General features: G+C 66.5%; 19 protein-coding genes and 1 tRNA gene. 12 read left to right on the forward strand and 8 right to left on the reverse strand.

The features are described 5' to 3' along the window. Nucleotides 1-171: 171 nt before the first annotated feature. A complete protein-coding gene (locus DIE02_RS05905; protein ID WP_124485402.1) occupies nt 172-1023 on the reverse strand; it encodes a LysR substrate-binding domain-containing protein in 852 nt (283 codons plus the stop codon). Between the two features lie 201 nt (nt 1024-1224). Here DIE02_RS05905 and DIE02_RS05910 point away from each other — a divergent pair, with 201 nt between their 5' ends. The 3 genes from DIE02_RS05910 to DIE02_RS05920 are packed head-to-tail and all read left to right on the forward strand — an operon-like array spanning nt 1225 to nt 2972. Then, entirely contained in the window at nt 1225-1764 is a 540-nt protein-coding gene (locus tag DIE02_RS05910) for a sugar ABC transporter (RefSeq protein WP_124485272.1), read from the forward strand. 13 nt (nt 1765-1777) lie between these two features. Continuing rightward, nucleotides 1778-2104: a hypothetical protein gene (locus DIE02_RS05915; protein ID WP_124485271.1), complete on the forward strand. Its 327-nt coding sequence runs from the start codon at nt 1778-1780 to the stop codon at nt 2102-2104. A gap of 4 nt (nt 2105-2108) precedes the next feature. Beyond that, nucleotides 2109-2972: an MBL fold metallo-hydrolase gene (locus DIE02_RS05920; protein ID WP_124485270.1), complete on the forward strand. Its 864-nt coding sequence runs from the start codon at nt 2109-2111 to the stop codon at nt 2970-2972. Between the two features lie 171 nt (nt 2973-3143). Here the strand turns inward: DIE02_RS05920 and DIE02_RS05925 are convergent, their stop codons facing one another. After that, the gene (locus DIE02_RS05925) at nt 3144-3431 is read right to left on the reverse strand and encodes a DUF1488 domain-containing protein (protein WP_014898618.1); all 288 of its coding nucleotides are present in this window, start codon (nt 3429-3431) and stop codon (nt 3144-3146) included. A gap of 243 nt (nt 3432-3674) precedes the next feature. Continuing rightward, nucleotides 3675-3866: a DUF2964 family protein gene (locus DIE02_RS05930; protein WP_124485269.1), complete on the reverse strand. Its 192-nt coding sequence runs from the start codon at nt 3864-3866 to the stop codon at nt 3675-3677. 426 nt (nt 3867-4292) lie between these two features. On the opposite strand from DIE02_RS05930, the gene DIE02_RS05940 reads away from it, so the two are divergent. From DIE02_RS05940 to DIE02_RS05970, 8 genes are all read left to right on the forward strand, one after another. After that, nucleotides 4293-6182 carry a sigma-54-dependent Fis family transcriptional regulator gene (locus DIE02_RS05940; RefSeq protein ID WP_124485268.1) on the forward strand — a complete coding sequence of 630 codons (1890 nt, stop codon included), beginning with the start codon at nt 4293-4295 and terminating at the stop codon, nt 6180-6182. Between the two features lie 134 nt (nt 6183-6316). Beyond that, on the forward strand, nt 6317-6619 hold the full coding sequence (locus DIE02_RS05945; RefSeq protein WP_059527056.1) for a 2Fe-2S iron-sulfur cluster-binding protein: 303 nt from the start codon (nt 6317-6319) through the stop codon (nt 6617-6619). Between the two features lie 56 nt (nt 6620-6675). Next, on the forward strand, nt 6676-7170 hold the full coding sequence (locus DIE02_RS05950; protein WP_124485267.1) for an SRPBCC family protein: 495 nt from the start codon (nt 6676-6678) through the stop codon (nt 7168-7170). A gap of 103 nt (nt 7171-7273) precedes the next feature. Further along, nucleotides 7274-7651, forward strand: a complete 378-nt coding sequence (locus DIE02_RS05955) for a DUF2946 domain-containing protein (RefSeq protein ID WP_044846867.1) — start codon at nt 7274-7276, stop codon at nt 7649-7651. A 223-nt stretch (nt 7652-7874) separates the two neighbouring features. Continuing rightward, nucleotides 7875-8240 carry a copper homeostasis periplasmic binding protein CopC gene (gene copC / locus DIE02_RS05960; RefSeq protein ID WP_124485266.1) on the forward strand — a complete coding sequence of 122 codons (366 nt, stop codon included), beginning with the start codon at nt 7875-7877 and terminating at the stop codon, nt 8238-8240. Between the two features lie 43 nt (nt 8241-8283). Then, entirely contained in the window at nt 8284-8730 is a 447-nt protein-coding gene (locus DIE02_RS05965) for a copper chaperone PCu(A)C (protein ID WP_124485265.1), read from the forward strand. Nucleotides 8731-8762: 32 nt separating this feature from the next. Further along, nucleotides 8763-8939 carry a hypothetical protein gene (locus DIE02_RS35425; protein ID WP_185500404.1) on the forward strand — a complete coding sequence of 59 codons (177 nt, stop codon included), beginning with the start codon at nt 8763-8765 and terminating at the stop codon, nt 8937-8939. Nucleotides 8940-9023: 84 nt separating this feature from the next. Then, nucleotides 9024-9653 carry a LysE family translocator gene (locus tag DIE02_RS05970; RefSeq protein ID WP_124485264.1) on the forward strand — a complete coding sequence of 210 codons (630 nt, stop codon included), beginning with the start codon at nt 9024-9026 and terminating at the stop codon, nt 9651-9653. A gap of 44 nt (nt 9654-9697) precedes the next feature. Here DIE02_RS05970 and DIE02_RS05975 read toward each other — a convergent pair whose 3' ends face one another. Continuing rightward, nucleotides 9698-11023: a leucine-rich repeat-containing protein kinase family protein gene (locus tag DIE02_RS05975; RefSeq protein ID WP_124485263.1), complete on the reverse strand. Its 1326-nt coding sequence runs from the start codon at nt 11021-11023 to the stop codon at nt 9698-9700. Nucleotides 11024-11172: 149 nt separating this feature from the next. Here DIE02_RS05975 and DIE02_RS05980 point away from each other — a divergent pair. After that, a tRNA-Leu gene (locus tag DIE02_RS05980) sits at nt 11173-11257 on the forward strand. Between the two features lie 339 nt (nt 11258-11596). On the opposite strand, the gene DIE02_RS05985 is transcribed toward DIE02_RS05980, so the two are convergent. The 4 genes from DIE02_RS05985 to DIE02_RS06000 all read right to left on the reverse strand — a co-directional run bounded on the left by DIE02_RS05985 (nt 11597) and on the right by DIE02_RS06000 (nt 16299). Then, a complete protein-coding gene (locus DIE02_RS05985) occupies nt 11597-12514 on the reverse strand; it encodes a LysR family transcriptional regulator (RefSeq protein WP_124485262.1) in 918 nt (305 codons plus the stop codon). Nucleotides 12515-12613: 99 nt separating this feature from the next. After that, nucleotides 12614-13675, reverse strand: coding sequence for a porin (locus DIE02_RS05990; protein WP_185702593.1), 1062 nt, complete (start codon nt 13673-13675; stop codon nt 12614-12616). Between the two features lie 594 nt (nt 13676-14269). Next, complete coding sequence (locus DIE02_RS05995; protein ID WP_185702594.1) at nt 14270-14605, reverse strand: DUF485 domain-containing protein; 336 nt, start codon at nt 14603-14605, stop codon at nt 14270-14272. A gap of 14 nt (nt 14606-14619) precedes the next feature. Further along, complete coding sequence (locus tag DIE02_RS06000) at nt 14620-16299, reverse strand: sodium:solute symporter family transporter (RefSeq protein ID WP_260427233.1); 1680 nt, start codon at nt 16297-16299, stop codon at nt 14620-14622. Nucleotides 16300-16314: the final 15 nt, after the last annotated feature.

The following is a 16314-nucleotide window of genomic DNA, read 5'->3' on the forward strand; positions in this document are numbered from 1 at the left end:
ATGGACAAGCCGAAACCGCGATGGACGGATTTGCAAACAGGCGGTTCGTGAAGCGGCGGACCAAAGCGGCCCGAAAGCCTGATGCCTTTCCTTTCCGTGAAGAACTGAACGGCATGACGCCGCAGGACCGCGTGTTCGTTCGGGTAGCCGCCTGGTGCGGGCGACATCAGGTCACGCGTCCGCCTGCCGGAGCACCCAGCGCGCGAAGGCCTGCAACGGCCCCTCGCCCAGTTCCAGCGCCTCCGGCAACACGAGACAGAAGCGCTTGACCACGCCCCGCCCGTCCGGCCAGGGCGCCGCGAGCAGCCCCTGCGCGATTTCGGCGTCGACATAGAGGCGCGGCACCAGCGCGACGCCGAGCCCGGCCAGCGCCGCGGCGATCAGCATCGAGTAAAGATCATAGCGGGCGCCGGCGGCCGGATTGTTCACGGGCAATCCCGTCTCCTGCACGTAAGCCGACCACGCATCGGGCGTCTGGCGCTTGTGCAGGCGCGGCAGCGTGCCCAGCAAGGTGTCCGGCTGCCCGCCCGCGAGCAGCGACGGATGGCAGACCGGCACCAGCACCTCCTCGCACAACCGGTACGTATGCATGCCGGCCCAGGCCGGATGCTCGAAGTGAATCGCCGCATCGAAGCCGCTGCCGGCCAGTACGAACGGCTCGGCGCGATCGGCGAAATGCACCGTGATGTTCGGATGCTGCGTCTGGAATCCCTTGAGCCGCGGAATCAGCCAGCGCGTCGCAAACGTCGGCGTCACGGCGATGTCGACGCTGCCGCCGTCACCGGGCTGCCCCATCATGTACTGGCTGTCGCGCTCGAGCCGGTCCAGCACTTCGCGAACCTGCGCCGCGTAGCGCGCGCCGTTCGGCGCCACCCGCACGCGGTTGCCGACCCGTTCGAACAGCGCGACGCCCAGGAACGTCTCGAGTCGGCCGATCTGCCGGCTGATCGCGCCTTCCGTCAACGCCAGCTCGTCGGCGGCGCGCGCGAAGCTCCCATGCCGCGCCGCGGCCTCGAATGCCATCAATGCCGAATTGCTCGGAATCCTGCGTCGCGTCACGATTGCTCCCGGTCCGACCGCCGTCGGTCATGGCTTGATCAAATGTCATTGAATGGTGACGAATCATCGTTTTCCGCCCATTCTTCCGCTCATTATCATGACAAAAACTCAACCAGTCGAGCCGGCCGATCGCTCAGAAGGCCGCTCGCCACCCGTGGAGATGTCATGATCTATGCCGTTGAATGCAGCATCGCCGAGCCCGCCGTCGAAGCCGGGTGGAACAACTTCTACAGCCGCGTCAAACTGCCGGCGCTGATCTCGGTATCCGGCTTCCGCACGTCGCAACGCTTTCGCGCCCTCGGCGGCGACGGCCCCGTCTACCTCGCGCTGCATACGATCGACGGCCCGGACGTGCTGACGTCGGCCGAGTATCGCGACAAGGGCGGCGGCAATTTCGCGCGCTGGCAGCCGCACATCGTCGAATGGCGCCGTAACGTGTACGACAGCGCGGCACCTGCGCCGGCCGTCTCCGGCCATCAATGGCTGGCCGTGTGCGACGACGCCGCCCCGTTCGCGCGAGCAGGTATCGCAGCCACCGCCATGCATGCGGTCGCGCTGGACCGCCAGCCGGCCGCTCGCTGGCTGGCGGTCCTCGATCACGATCAGGCGCGGCTCGCGTCCGATGCGTCGGGCGCCGCGATCCGGTGCTATGCGCCGATGGGCGACCGGCTCGTCAGCGCGACGGCAACGTCGGCCGCACGCTGACGGGAGCCCGGCCATGCCCAGCGTCACGATTTTCATCCCCGGGACGAGCATGCCGTCCAGCGCGGCACTCGATGCGCTGTCGTCAGCCTGCGAGACGCTCTGCACCGAGGTGTTGCGCGCCGCACCCGGCACGATCCACGTCGCGTACGTGCCGATCCGGCTCGGCCGCGGACATCCGGTCAGCGCGGAGATCCGCTTTCGCATCGCGTCATTTCGCACCACTGAATTGATGGACCGGTTCATGGCCGAACTGGATCGCGAGATTCTCCGGCACACCGGATTCGTCGCACGCATCCGCTGCTTCGGCTACGACACCACCCACCTTCACGCCCGACATTGACCCCATGAGCGCACTCATTCCACGCCCTTCTTTCCCGCGCCGCCAAGTCGGCGATTTCACGGTGACCGCGATCAGCGACGGCACGCTGACGGCCGGCCTCGACCTGCTGTCGAACATCGACGTCGACGACGCGGCCCGTATCATGCACCGGGCCGGCATGCATACGCCGTCGGCGGTCAACATCAACTGCTACGTGATACGCGGCAACGGCCGCACCGTGCTCGTCGACACCGGTGCCGGCGGCATCCGGAACTGGGGCGGCCTGCTGCGTCCGTCGCTGTCGCAAGCCGGCATCGATGCACGCGAGATCGACACGGTCCTGCTGACGCACGCGCATCCGGACCACATCGGCGGCCTGCTCGACGCAGACGGGCGCCCGGCCTTTCCGCAAGCGGAGGTGCTCATCGACGAACGGGAACGCATGTTCTGGCTGGACGACGATATGTACGAGAGAGCCAGCGAGCGAGCGCGCATCAATGTCCGAATCGCGCGGCGCGCGTTCGACGCCTGCGCGGCGCAACTGCGCACCATCGCGGCAGGCGACGTGCTGCCCGGTATCGCCGCCGTGCCGCTGCCGGGGCACACGCCCGGCCACACCGGCTATCGCGTCGAATCGCAGGGCGAGCGCCTGCTGATCTGGGGCGATCTCGTGCATTTCGCGCCGATCCAGGTTGCTCGCCCCGACGTGTCGATCGCGTTCGATCACGATCCGTCGCAGGCATCGGCGACCCGCGCGGCCACGCTCGCCGAAGTCGCTTCGGATCGCTTGCTGATTGCCGGCATGCACCTCGCCGACGCAGGCTTCGCACGCATCGCGCGCACGCACGACGCAACGGGCGGCGCGTACGCGCTGATCGACTCAGATTGAGCGAAACGGGATCAAGCGAAACGGAACGCGGGCACGCCATCGCGCCGCACGATGCCCGGACCGTGCAGCGCATCGTCCCGCACAAGCGATCGATCTACCGGACGAGCCCGCGCCGATATGACACGGGCGCCGGTATCCGGCGCCCGCTCCGTAGCTGCCCGGTCGTCCGGCTCAGCGCCAGTTCGCTTCGTAGAAGCGCACGTAGCCGCTGCGCAGCGTCACGCATTGCGCGCGCGTCTCGGACAGCAACCGCCGTGCGGCTGCCTCGATCCGCTCGCGGTGCTGATCGTACGCACCGACCATGTCCTCGAAGCGCGGCGATGCCGCACCGAAATGATCCTCCAGCGCCTCGGCGGTGATCTGACATTGGACGCGCTCGCCATTGACCAGCGCCGTGAAACCAAGCATCAGGTCGCGCCCCGAATATTCGGGCTTCTCATTCGTGAAATGGATCTGCATGGGAGCCGCCTCGACCGGTAGAAAGCAAATGACCGCGTCCGTCGTCCGCTACCGGCCGGACGAAAATTTACGCGGGCTCGCCGGCAGAGGCACGATCCACGGGGGTATGGCGCGGACTAATGCATGCCGGTTGCATTCCACTTTAGACGGTTTCGCGCAGGAGGCAAAATTTGCGATGTGCGTCGTTCCGACGCGCATTTCCTCTGACCAGCGCGACATCCGGCACCGTTTTGCCGAACGGCGTCAGTGAGGATCGGTGGGCCAGACGTTCAGCGCGATCGCGGCGGTCGTGGCGCCCACCGCGATCGCGGCCGCTCCGTATTGCACCGCGTCGCTCAGGTCGAACAGCAGCCCGTGGATCGCCACGGCGATGCCGCCCAGCATGATGAAGGTGGCGATGGCCGCCAGCACGACTCTCAGTTCCGTCCGAACCATGATGCGTCTCCCGAACGGATGCATGTCGCGTCGCATGCATGTTGCGATGCGGAACACGGCGCGTGCATGTTCCATTTCCATCATTGCAGGCGGGCGCTTAAAAGCAAGGGGTTTTTGTACGCAGTCGCACAACGTGCGCGGCGCTTGTATGATGAGGCGATATCGACGGCGGCGGCCCGGGTGGCGGATGGTGCGGTGCAGGGCGTCAAAGGGTTCGACTGCGAAGCGGGGGCCTCGGAACGCGCTGATGTGCGGGCTCGGGTTGACCGCGAAGCGTGGGACCAGAGCAAGCGCTGAAGCGCCAACTCCGGCCAACTGCGAAGCATGGGGCCCAAATAAGCGCTAAAGCGCTAACTCGGACCGACCGCGAAGCATGGGGCCCAAGTAAGCGCTAAAGCGCTAACTTGGGCCGACAGGAGACAAGACATGCCTCAATCTTTCGTGCTGCCCGCCACCGCGGGCCGCACCGACCTGCTCGCGCAGGCGCATGCCCGTTCGACCGCGGTCGGCCTGCGCGCGAACGAGCGCCCCGATTTCTCGCCGCTGTCGCGGCTCGCGCTGCGCGAACTGCTCGACACGAACCACGCATTGTTCGCGCACGCACGCCCGGTGATGGAAGACCTCCACGCGCAAATCGCCGACACGCAAAGCCTCGTGCTGCTCACCGATGCCGACGGCGTGATCCTGCACAGCATCGGCGACGCGGACTTCATCGAGAAGGCGAACCGCGTCGCGCTGTGCACCGGCGTGTCATGGGCCGAAGGCGCACGCGGCACCAACGCGATCGGCACCGCGCTCGCATCGGGCCAGGCAGTCGCCGTGCACGGGTCGGAACACTTCCTGCGCGCGAACCATATCCTCACCTGCTCGTGCGCGCCGATCATCGATCCGTTCGGCCGCACCCTCGGCACGCTCGACGTGAGCGGCGACCCACGCGGCTTCAGCCCCCATACGCTCGCGCTCGTGCGGATGTCCGCGCAGCTGATCGAGAACCACCTGTTCGCGAACCAGTGCGCGGAGGCGCTGCGGCTGCGCTTCCACGCCCACGAGGATTGCGTCGACTCGCTGTTCGCCGGGCTCGTCGCGTTCGGCCCCGACGGCGGGCTGATCGCCGCGAACCGGAGCGCGCAATTCCAGCTCGGCGCGACGTTCGATGCATTGCAGCATCAAGGCTGCGACGCGCTGTTCGGCATGCACTTCGGCCAACTCGCGCAGCAGGCGGCCCGCGCGGCCGGCGCACCGTTCCGCCTCACGCTGTCGACCGGCGTGCGCGTGCTCGCCCGCTGCGAATTCGCGGAAGTGCACAAGACGACCGTCGCCGTCACGCCGCCCGCCCCCGCCGTGCGCACGCGGGCGCCGGACCTCGACGCGATCACGTTCGCGACGCTCGACACCGGCGATGCGCGGATGGCCGCCGTGCTCGAACGCGTCGCGAAGATCCGCGGACGCGACCTGCCGTTGCTGATCCTCGGCCAGACCGGCACCGGCAAGGAATGGCTCGCGCGTGCGCTGCACCAGGCATCGCCGCGCGCGGACGGCCCGTTCGTCGCGGTCAACTGCGCGGCGCTGCCGGATTCGCTGATCGAGGCCGAACTGTTCGGCTACGAGGACGGTGCGTTCACCGGCGCGCGCAAGCGCGGCAGCCCCGGCAAGATCGTGCAGGCCGACGGCGGCACGCTGTTTCTCGACGAAATCGGCGACATGCCGCTCGCGCAGCAGGTCAGGCTGATGCGCGTGCTGCAGGAGCGCGCGGTGATGCCGCTCGGCGGCGCACGCGCGGTGCCGGTCGACGTGCGCGTGGTCTGCGCGACCCACCGCGACCTGCGCGCGATGATCGCCGCAGGCACGTTCCGCGAAGACCTGTTCTACCGGATCAACGGGCTCGCGGTCACGCTGCCGCCGCTCGCCGCGCGCACCGACCTGCCGGCGCTGGTCGAGCGGATCCTCGCGCGGCTGGCGCGCAGCGAGCCGATGCCGGGCCGCCTCGCGGCCGACGTGCTCGACGCGTTCATGCGGCACCGCTGGCCCGGCAACCTGCGGCAAATGACCAACGTGCTGCGCACGGCCGGCATGCTCGCCGAAGACGAAGCCGAAATCACGCTCGCGCACCTGCCCGACGATTTCTGGCTCGACTGCGACGACGCACCCGCGGCGCAAGCCGCACCGGCCGACGTGCGCGAAGCGACGACGCTGCAGAGCCACCAGGCTGCGGTGATCGATGCCGTGCTCGCACGGCACGGCGGCAACGTATCGGCCGCCGCGCGGGAGCTCGGGCTCGCGCGCAATACCGTGTACCGCTACCTGCGCCGGCACTGACACGTTCCGGGCCGGTTGCCCGCCCGACGGGCGCCGCCCGCAGGCGGCTTCGGGTATGCTTGGCGCTTGCGTTGCCTTCCGGCATCGCGCTGCCTTTCCTCGCTTCGCTGCCGATTCGCCGCCCGCTTTCACCCATGACCGATCCCGACCACCCGCCTCTCGTGCGCATCGAGCCGCTCGGCGCGACGTTCGACGCGCCCGATTCGCTGACGCTGCTCGAGGCCGCCGCGTTCGCGCACGTCAGGCTGCCGCGCTCGTGCCGCAACGGCACGTGCCGAAGCTGCCTGTGCAGGATCGTCAGCGGCAGCGTACGCTATACGATCGAATGGCCGGGCCTGAGCCGCGAGGAAAAGGCCGACGGCTATACGCTGCCGTGCGTGGCCGTCGCGACTTCGGATGTCGTGCTCGACGTGCCCGATGCGGTCATGATCGACTGAACGCGGCGCGCTGCCGCGCGCCGTCCCGCAACGATGATGCCTGCCTGGAGAAGATGATGACCCAGTCCACCGATCGCATCGAGAAGCAAGCCTTGCTCACCGCGCCGCTGGCGCGCGTCTGGGAAGCCGTCAGCAATGCCGGCGAATTCGGCATCTGGTTCGGCGTGTCGTTCGACGGGCCGTTCGTGCCCGACCAGCCGCTGTTCGGCCGCATCACGCCGACGCGCGTCGACGACGACATCGCCAAGGCACAGGAGCCGTATGCGGGCACTGTGTTCGAAATCGTCGTCGATCGCGTCGAGCCGAAACAACTGTTCTCCTTTCGCTGGCATCCGTTCGCGATCGACCCGAACTTCGATTACACGTCCGAGCCGATGACGCTCGTCACGTTCGCGCTCGCGGAAAAGGACGGCGGCACGCTGCTGACGGTCACCGAGACGGGTTTCGACCAGCTGATCGAAGCGCGCCGTGCGAAGGCGCGCGAGATGAACGATCACGGCTGGGCCGCGCAGATGATGCTGATCACGAAATATCTGGCGAAGCACGCGTGAGCGCGCCGCGCGTCATTCCCGGTATCCACGTGCCCGCATGCCCTAGCCGCGGGTGCATGGCATAATCCGCTCCATCGTTACCCTACGCCGCCCCGCGCATCGCATGCTGAGTCGTCGTTTCCGGAAGATCGTCAGTCTGATCGGGATGCTCGCCATCCTGATGACGGCGCTCGCGCCGACGATCTCGCAGGCGCTGACGACGCAAGGCCGCGTCGACGCGCTGCTTGCCGGCCACTGCACGGCCGCGCCGGCTGACGGCGGCCACGCCGGCGATGCGTCGTCGAAAAGCCTGCAGGCGCATCTGCAGGCCTGCGGCTATTGCAGCCTGCTCGCCCATACGCCGGCCCTGCCCGCGCCCGAACTGACGTTCGCGGCCAACGTCCACCCGCTCCAGCACCGCGAAGCAACCCGCTTCGAAAGCCTGCGCCGCGCGCTGCCGCTCACGGCCGCGCAGCCGCGCGCCCCGCCGCTCGCGTCCTGATTCGTCGTCACCGCGCGTGATGCCGCAGCGCATCGCGCCGTCCGCACGCGTCCGCGCGTGCATGCCGTGTCACGTTTCGAAGGACGATCATGTTCGACCGTATTGCTCGCGGCGCCGTGCCGTGCGTGCGCTCGCCCGCTGGTTGCGCGTGCGCGAACGCGCGGCCGTGTGCCGAATTCGAATATATCGTTGTCCTTACCATTTCCAACCGGATCATCCCGTCATGAAAACTACTGCATTCCTCCGCGGCGCACTCGTCGCTCTCGGCTTCGTCGTCGCCCAGGCCGCACACGCGCACGCGCACCCGAAAACCCTGGAACCGGCCGCCGACGCCACGCTGTCGAGCGCGCCGCACGCGGTCACGATCGACTTCAGCGAAACGCTCGAACCCGCATTCAGTTCGATCGCCGTCACCGACAGCCACGGCCAGTCGGTCGCCGACGGGAAATCCGCGGTCGACGCCGGCAACCGGAAGCGGATGCATATCGCACTGGCGAACCTGACGCCCGGCACGTACACGGTCGCATGGGTCGCGGTGGCGAGCGACGGCCATCGCACGCAGGGCCGCTACGCGTTCACGCTGAAGTAACGCACACGCTGACCGCTTCCCTACCCGATCAGGAACACCAACAATGAAACCCTCGATTCCGACCAGCCTGCTGTTCGCCCTGCTGGCGCTACAGGCGCCCGCCACGTTCGCCGCGTCGGCCGTCCAGGCCGATGCATGCTGGATCCGCACGATGCCGGCGATGGTGCCGTCATCCGGCTATTTCACGCTGAAGAACGACGGCGACAAGCCCGTCACGCTCACTGGCATCGATACGCCCGCGTTCGGGATGGCGATGATGCACGAAACGCAGACGGCCGGCAGTACCGCGAAGATGGTTCACGTCGAAGCGGTCGACGTGCCCGCGCACGGCACGGTGACGTTCAGGCCGAAGGGCTATCACGTGATGCTCGAGGAGCCGCGTCAGCCCGTCGCGCCCGGCGCGAAGGTGCCGTTGCGGCTGCATTTCGCCGACGGCGCGACGGCGTCCGTGACCTGCGACGCGAAGGCGCCGTCCTACACCGGCCAGTAACGCCGCATGCGCAACGACCGAAGGAGATGCACATGAGCAAGGAACGCCTGCCGCTGGCCAACCTGATCGTCCGCTACCGGACGCCGCTGAATGTCGCCGTGCTGATCGTCTGCGGGTTATGGGCGGGGTGGATCGCATGGATGACGCGGCCGTCCGCGATCGATTCGCCGTCGTCGATCGCCGCCTACTGCGTGCGCGGCGCGCGTTGACGCCGTGTGTCGGGGTGAACCGCGCCGCCGTGGCATCATGCACGGATTCACCCCGACCGCAGAACCCGCCTTTCGGAGCGCCGCATGTCCATTCAGACCTGGCTGCTGTTTGCCGCCGCCTATCTCGCCACCACGCTGTCACCCGGCCCCAACGTGCTGCTCGTCATCCGCAACACGGTGCGCTACGGCTCGCGCGGCACCGCCGCGACGATCGCGGGCAACCTCGTCGCGCAAGGCGCGCTGGTCATGCTCGTCGCGTTCGGCGTCGGCGCCGTGCTGGCCGAGATGCCGCCGCTGTTCATCGCGATGAAGGTCGTCGGCGCCGCGTATCTGATCTATCTGGGCATCCGGCAACTGCGCGGCGGGCGCAACCCCCGTTCGCCGGACGGCGAGGCCGCGATCGTCGAGCCCGACCGCAGGAAACTGTTCCGCGAAGCGCTGTTCGTGTCGGGCAGCAATCCGAAGACGATGATCTTCCTGTCGGCATTCATGCCGCAGTTCATCGCGCACGATCGCCCGCTCGCGATGCAGTTCGTCGTGATGTACGCAACGATCGCCTGCACCGTCGTCATCGTGCACAGCGTCTATTCGTTCGGCGTGCGCCGGCTCCATCGCGGCATCGGCATCAGCCCGTGGGTACGCGCGGCCAAGCGCGCGAGCGGGCTGCTGTTCGTCGGGCTCGGGATCAAGCTGCTGACCGCGCGGCAGGCGTAAGCATCCGCACGGCGACGGCCCGCGCCGCGGCGCGGGCGGAATCGTCAGCCCTTCGATTCGGCCAGCGCTGCCGCAATCTCGCCGAACGACGGCCGCGCGTCGATATCTTCGTTCAGGCACGCGGCCGCCAGCGCGTCGAGTGCGTGCGAGCCTTCCCACGCAGGCGGCTCGCAGCGCGCCAGCAACTCGCCGAGCAGATGACCGAACGCCCTGACCTCCAGCCGTTCGAGCCGCGCCGCGCGCTCGCGGTCGTTCACGTCGTAGACCGACGCCGCGCCGAAATCGCCGAGCAGCGCGCCGCCCTTGCCGTCGTGCAGGATGTTGTGCGCGTACAGGTCGCCGTGCATGATGCCGCGCGCGTGCAGATGCGCGGCGACCGACGCGATGCCGAGCGCGATCCGCGACGCGTCGGCCGGCGCGAATCGCGCATCGGCCGCATACACGTCGCGCGTGCAGGACGCGAAGCTCGGCGGCCCGGCGAGGTTGGTCAGCGCCGGATCGACCAGTTCCATCACAAGGCCGTGCGTGCCGTCCGGATGAGCGCGCACCTTGCCGATCACCGGAATCATGTTCGGGTGGCGCCCGGCGTGCAGGCAGGCGGCCATTTCGCAATCGGGCAGGCCGTCGCTCGTCACCGCGCCCTTGAACAGCTTGACCGCGACCGTTCGCGGCACGGCGCCGTCCACACGCCATTGCGCGCGGTAGATTACGCCCGACGCGCCTTCGCCGAGCTTCTCGTCGCAGGTCAGCGACCTCCAGTCGATGTCCGCGACGCCCGGCTCGGCCGAAGCCGCGGCTTCCGGCGCGGCGCCGAACGGATTGCCCGCCGACGCGAGCCACGCGAGGCGCGGCAGGCGCAACAGCCAGTCCGGCAGCGCGTCGAGCCGGTTCGCCGACAGCCGCACCAGCTCCAGCGCACGGCAGGCGGCCATTTCGGGCGGCAACGCACGCAGCCGGTTACCCGCGAGCATCAGCTTCTGCAGGCGCGCGCAATCGCCGATCTCGGCGGGCAGCGCGTCGATTTCGTTGTCGGTCAGGATCAGCCAGCGCAGCGCACGCGGCAGCGAGTCGCGCGGCACCGTGCGGATCCGGTTCGCCTTGAAGCCGATCATGTCGAGCTGCGCGCACGTGCCGAGCACTTCAGGAAATTCGGTGAAGCGATTGCCGGACGCGAACAGGATGCGCAGGCGATGCAGCCGCGACAGGTCGTCCGGCAGCGCGGACAGCGCATTGCCGGACAGGTCGAGCACTTCGAGCGTATCCGCCAGATCGAAGATCTCGCGCGGGAATTCGGTCAGCCCGCACGCAAGCTTCAGTTGCCGGGCGCCCGACAGCTGGCCGGCCTGCAGTTGTTCGAGGGTCGTCGTCACGGGGAGAAAACGGGTTGCGGTTGCGAGGATCGTCGGATCGATCCGGCGAATTTTACCGGGTTCCCCCTCGCCTGCCCCGCGATCGCGTCACACCCCCTTCACAAACGCGCAATGTGGCGCTAGAATTGCGCCCCTTGCAGTACTGAAGTGCCGACGTGGTGAAATTGGTAGACACGCTATCTTGAGGGGGTAGTGGCGAAAGCTGTGCGAGTTCGAGTCTCGCCGTCGGCACCAGATACGGTTTTTCCGTGTTTCGTGCATTTGCAGAACCCGCGACAGCGCATGGCTTCGCGGGTTTTTTGTTGTCCGCTGCGCAACGACCGAGGCAACCCCGGCCGGCGAGACTGCGCAAACGGCGGCCCGCATCCGCATGCGCCCTTTCGCATCCGCACCTCCCGGATACGATGAGCCGCACGCAAAACACGCATCAATGCTCGTCTGCCCGGTTCAGGAAAAAAAGCGGATATCGACCGTCCTCCAGACCCCTTCCGTGTTGAACGGGCTTCGTGCACGAGTCGCCGCACCGTGTCGATATCGCCCGCCTCATAGAGCAACAGGCCCCCGCTCACCGAGCTAGCGTGTCGGCAAGTCCTCCGCGAAATTGTCGAACACACGTTGCACCAAGGCATTGATTCTCAGCATCGTGGCAGACTGGGTTCTGCCCGCGAGCGTGACGATCCCGAAACAGGCCGAACCAGCCAGCGGCGGATCGAGCGGCACCGGATGCAACCTTCCCGCCCGAACCGCCTCGTCGAATACTGGCCGGCTGCCAAGAATGACGACATCGCTGACGGCTGCCGCCGCCTCCAGCTCGCCGAAATCGTCGCTCTGGAGCTTGATGCGATCCGCGATTGGATATCCGAGATGCTGCTGAAGATCGTCGAGCGCGTACTTCGACAGATGCGTGCAGCCGACCGGATACTTCAATAGATTCTCGGGCGATACGCCAGCCATGCCCGCGAGCGGATGCGCGTGACCGCAGAAGAATGCGGCCCGCCATCTCGGCAGCGGCACGATCTCGATTTCCGGCTGCTGCGTGAGCGACGCGATATCGCCAACGAACATGTCGATGCGCTCCGCCAGCAACATGCCGAGCAGGTCGGCAGTATTGCCTCGCTTGAGTACCACGCGTACTTGGGGCGCATTAACGGCCCCGAACGTCAGGATGGGTTGCCTGAGCAGCGCGGCTGGCGTCGCGCCCAGCCCGATGCAGAGATCGCCGAACTCCCCGCGCTCGAGCAGCGCGAGGTCGCGCCTGAGCTCCCGCACTTCGAAATCGATCCGGCGCGCCCGCTCGACGAATACCTTGCCGTGCGGCGTCAGCGTGATACGTTGCGCGCCGCGATCGAACAGCGAAATACCGAACTCCGCTTCGATCGACTGGATACTGCGTGACAGCGCGGATTGACTCAGGTGCACCTCCGCGCAAGCGCGACTGAAATTCTGGCACCGAGCGAGCGCGAGGACGTGTTGCAGTTTGCGAAGGTTCATGTGAAATCAGGCGTTCACGGGCAGCGACGCTGCCCACGTGCGGAAAGTATAGTCGCGCCCTTCGCCGCAACGGCTTGATCGTGGCGCCTGTGTGCCGCGTCAGAACCGGTGATGAATGCCGACGCTCACGCCGACCTGACTCTTGCCAGGCTGGCCCACACTGGAAAAGCTGTTGACGCCGAACGCGCTCTCGTCGGAGTTCCAGACCGTGCCGACATGCGCATACAGAAACGTCGCCTTCGACAGCAGATACTCGCCTCCGCCGACCAACAGCGTCGGGTGCCCCGGCGTGCTCTGGAACGCGTAGCGGCCGCCCAGCACGTACCATTGAATCGTCGGCGTCGCGAAACCCTTCGCACTGCCCCAGTAAGCCACGCCGCGCGGCGTCAACTGGAGGTCTCCGACCACGCGCGTGACGCCCGCGGCAACGGTCACGCCGCCCACCGTATAACGAAGCGCCGCGCTGTACCGCTCATCGACCCGCCCCGATGCATCGATGCCGCCTGCGCTCGTACCGCGACTCTGCTCGTAAAGCACGCGAGCGGCAAGCGCTCCCCGGTCATATTCGAGCGCCGCACCGACATACCGGCCGGCTAGGCCGTTGCCCGGAAGTTGTTGACCGAAGCCATATTCAGCCTCGACATTGAATCCGTAAAACGGCTGTGACTGGAACTTCACCGCATTGTTCAGCCTCAGCGTCGCCAGCGGGATCGCGTTCAGCGAAAGCGTCGAGTCGTTGGCGAAATACGTAGGATCATAGAGCACCGTCTTGTCGAACTGTACGCTGTATTGCCGCCCGAACGTCAGCCGGCCATAAGGCGATCGAAACCCGACGCTCGAAAGGCGGTTGAACAACGTGCCCGGCGTCACGAGGGTGCCCTTGCCGAGGTCGAAGCCGTTTTCGAGCTGAAAGATTGCACCGTAGCCCCCGCCGAGATCCTCGTCGCCCTTGATGCCGAAGCGGGACGGCAGAAACGCACTGCCCAGCATGCCAAGCGACGACTTCCCGTTCGATCCGGCGTTGGTCAAGCTCTGGATGCCGATATCCAGGATGCCGTACATGACCACCGAGCTCTGCGCGCGGGCGCCATCCGCCCCCGTCGCGCACGCAAGCGTCAACGCGGTCGTCGCCAGTCTCCTCACTGATTTTCTGTTTTTCATGTCGCCCCATCGATTGATTGGATTGTGCCTCGATCCGGCCCAACGCATTCCCGCCCGCTACGGCATATTCATTTCGCATACCGAATCATTTGAAAACCGATCTTCTTCGTCGCATGTGCGGCACAGGTGTATGCGTTCGCGTGAATCTTCGAGACCGCGATGCATCGTATTCAGCTAAAAAATCACTATCCAATGAGATTCTTGTCGTCCGGCGATGCAAGAGTTGCATGACCCTCCGATGATCGTGTGCGGAACACACGAGCGGCGCTTCGATCTCGACGAATCAATCGCGCTCCCGGACCGTTCCGATCATGTCGGTCACGACCGACATGGCCATCCTCGTCAAAAAAAAGCGCGTATCAGTTTCATGACTGACACGCGCACAAGGAGACACGGCTCCGATGTGGATTGCGCGAACGACGCGTTGTGACCTTGGACTACCGCGACGCACGACGATCAGGACATCCATTCGGCTCGACCGCAAGTCCCGGACAAATCGGCGTGGTTCCGACAGCGCGGCATATCGATTCGTACCGGTCGCCATGCGACCGCGCAACGGGCTTCGTCATCGCGAACCCGGACGCGCCCGCCCGTTCATCGGGCAATCCGCCCGACGAGCGGGTCGATCCAGCGGCCGGCTATCCACACATACGCGCCGGTTGAGATCGCGCAGAACCAGTAAAGCCCGATCCCGACGACGATCCCGACCGTCATCGGCGATTCGACCGGGAAGTGGCGTGTCAACACGGCCGGAGCGAACGCGACGGTCAGGATGAACGCAAAGTAGATGCCCAGCACGAGCACGCTCATGCCGATGCTCAGGCGTGTGCGGCGCCGGACCAGACGGGCCACGTCGCGCGTGCGTGCGTCGACGCTTGCGTTCGCATCGGTGCTGCGCGCGACGACTGCCGGGTGATTGACGTTCGACATGGTTGCTCCAGTGATCAGTGAGTTTGGGGAGCGCTGATGCCGATGCCGGTCGCGCTGCGGAACATCTGCGCATCGAATCCCGCACGCTCCGCCGCCGCACGAGCAGACGAGTCGGTAATCGATGCGAGCCATGCGACGCCGAACGCCAGCGTCATCGAGAACAGGGTCGGGTTCGCGTACGGAAAGAGCGCACTGTCGTGCTTCAGGATGCCCACCCAGATCGTCGGCCCGGTCACGAGCAGCCCGACCGACGACACCAACCCGACTATCCCGCCAGCCAGTACGCCGCGCGTCGTCAATCCTCGCCAGAACATCGACAGCATCAGGATCGGGAAGTTGGTGCTCGCCGAAATGGAGAACGCGAGCCCGACCAGGAAGCTGATGTTCAGGTTTTGCACGAGATGCGACAGCAGCAGCGCGGCCGCGACCAGTACGAACGTGGCCCGGCGCGATACCGCCAGTTCGCGTGCCGGATCGGCTTGCCCCCTGCACAGGATGCGCTTGTACAGATCATGACCGACCGCCGATGCGCCCGAAATCGTGAGCCCCGCAACGACCGCCAGGATCGTTGCGAACGCAACTGCGGACATGATGCCGAGGAAGACGTCTCCGCCGAAGTAATGGCTCAGATGCATCGCCGTCATGTTTCCGCCGCCGATCAGCGTGTGCGTGACCGGATCCAGGAAAGCGGGATTGCGGAGCACGAATACGATCGCACCGGCGCCGATCACGACGACCGCGGTATAGAACCACGCAATGAGCGCGGTTGCGTAGAACGCCGATTGCCGGGCCGCGGCACCGTCGCGTACGGTGAACAGGCGACTCAGGATATGCGGCAGGCCTACCATGCCGAAGATCAACGACATGCCGAGCGAAATCGCATCCACGGGGTTCGTGACGAGCCGGCTCGGCGCCAGCACGGCCGAGCCGGCCGGATGAGACTGCACCACCGTGGCGATCAACCGACTCGCGCTGAAGCCGGTCGCCTGCAGCACCTTGAACGCCAGATACGTACCGATCGCCACCATCAGCACCGCCTTCACGATCTGCACCCACGTAGTGGCCAGCATCCCGCCGATCAGCACGTACACGAGCACCAGCGCGCCAACCGCGAGCATCGCCACCATGTAAGGCACGCCGAACAGCAGCTGGATCAGCTTGCCGGCGCCGACCAGCTGGATGACGAGATAGAACAGCACGATCACCAGCGAATTCACGGCGGCCAGGCTCCGAACCGGACGCTCCGCGAGACGGAATGCGACGACATCGGCGAGCGTGAAGCGTCCGAGATTACGTAGCGGTTCCGCGACGAGAAACAGCAGGATCGGCCAGCCGATCAGCGTGCCGACGCCGTAAATGATGGAGTCGTAGCCCGAGCCGGCCATCATGCCGACCGCACCGAGGAACGACGATGCGGACATGTAGTCGCCTGCGAGCGCGAAGCCGTTCTGCAACGGCGTGACACTGCCGCCGGCCGTATAGAACTGCGAAACCGAGCGGTTGCGACGCGATGCCCAGTACGTGATGCCGAGCGTCAACGCAACGAAGAGCAGAAACGGCGCAAGCGTATACCCGCTTGCGACGCGCTGCGCCGGTGCTTCGGCCGCACATGCCGCGCCCGTTGCGGCCGCGGCGCACACGCCTGCCGACAGCGAGGCCATCGTCCGCCGGGCGCGAAACGTTGCATGTTCCATGATGTTCTCCTCCAT

It is taken from the genome of Burkholderia sp. Bp8991, assembly GCF_003853795.1.
GTDB lineage: Bacteria > Pseudomonadota > Gammaproteobacteria > Burkholderiales > Burkholderiaceae > Burkholderia.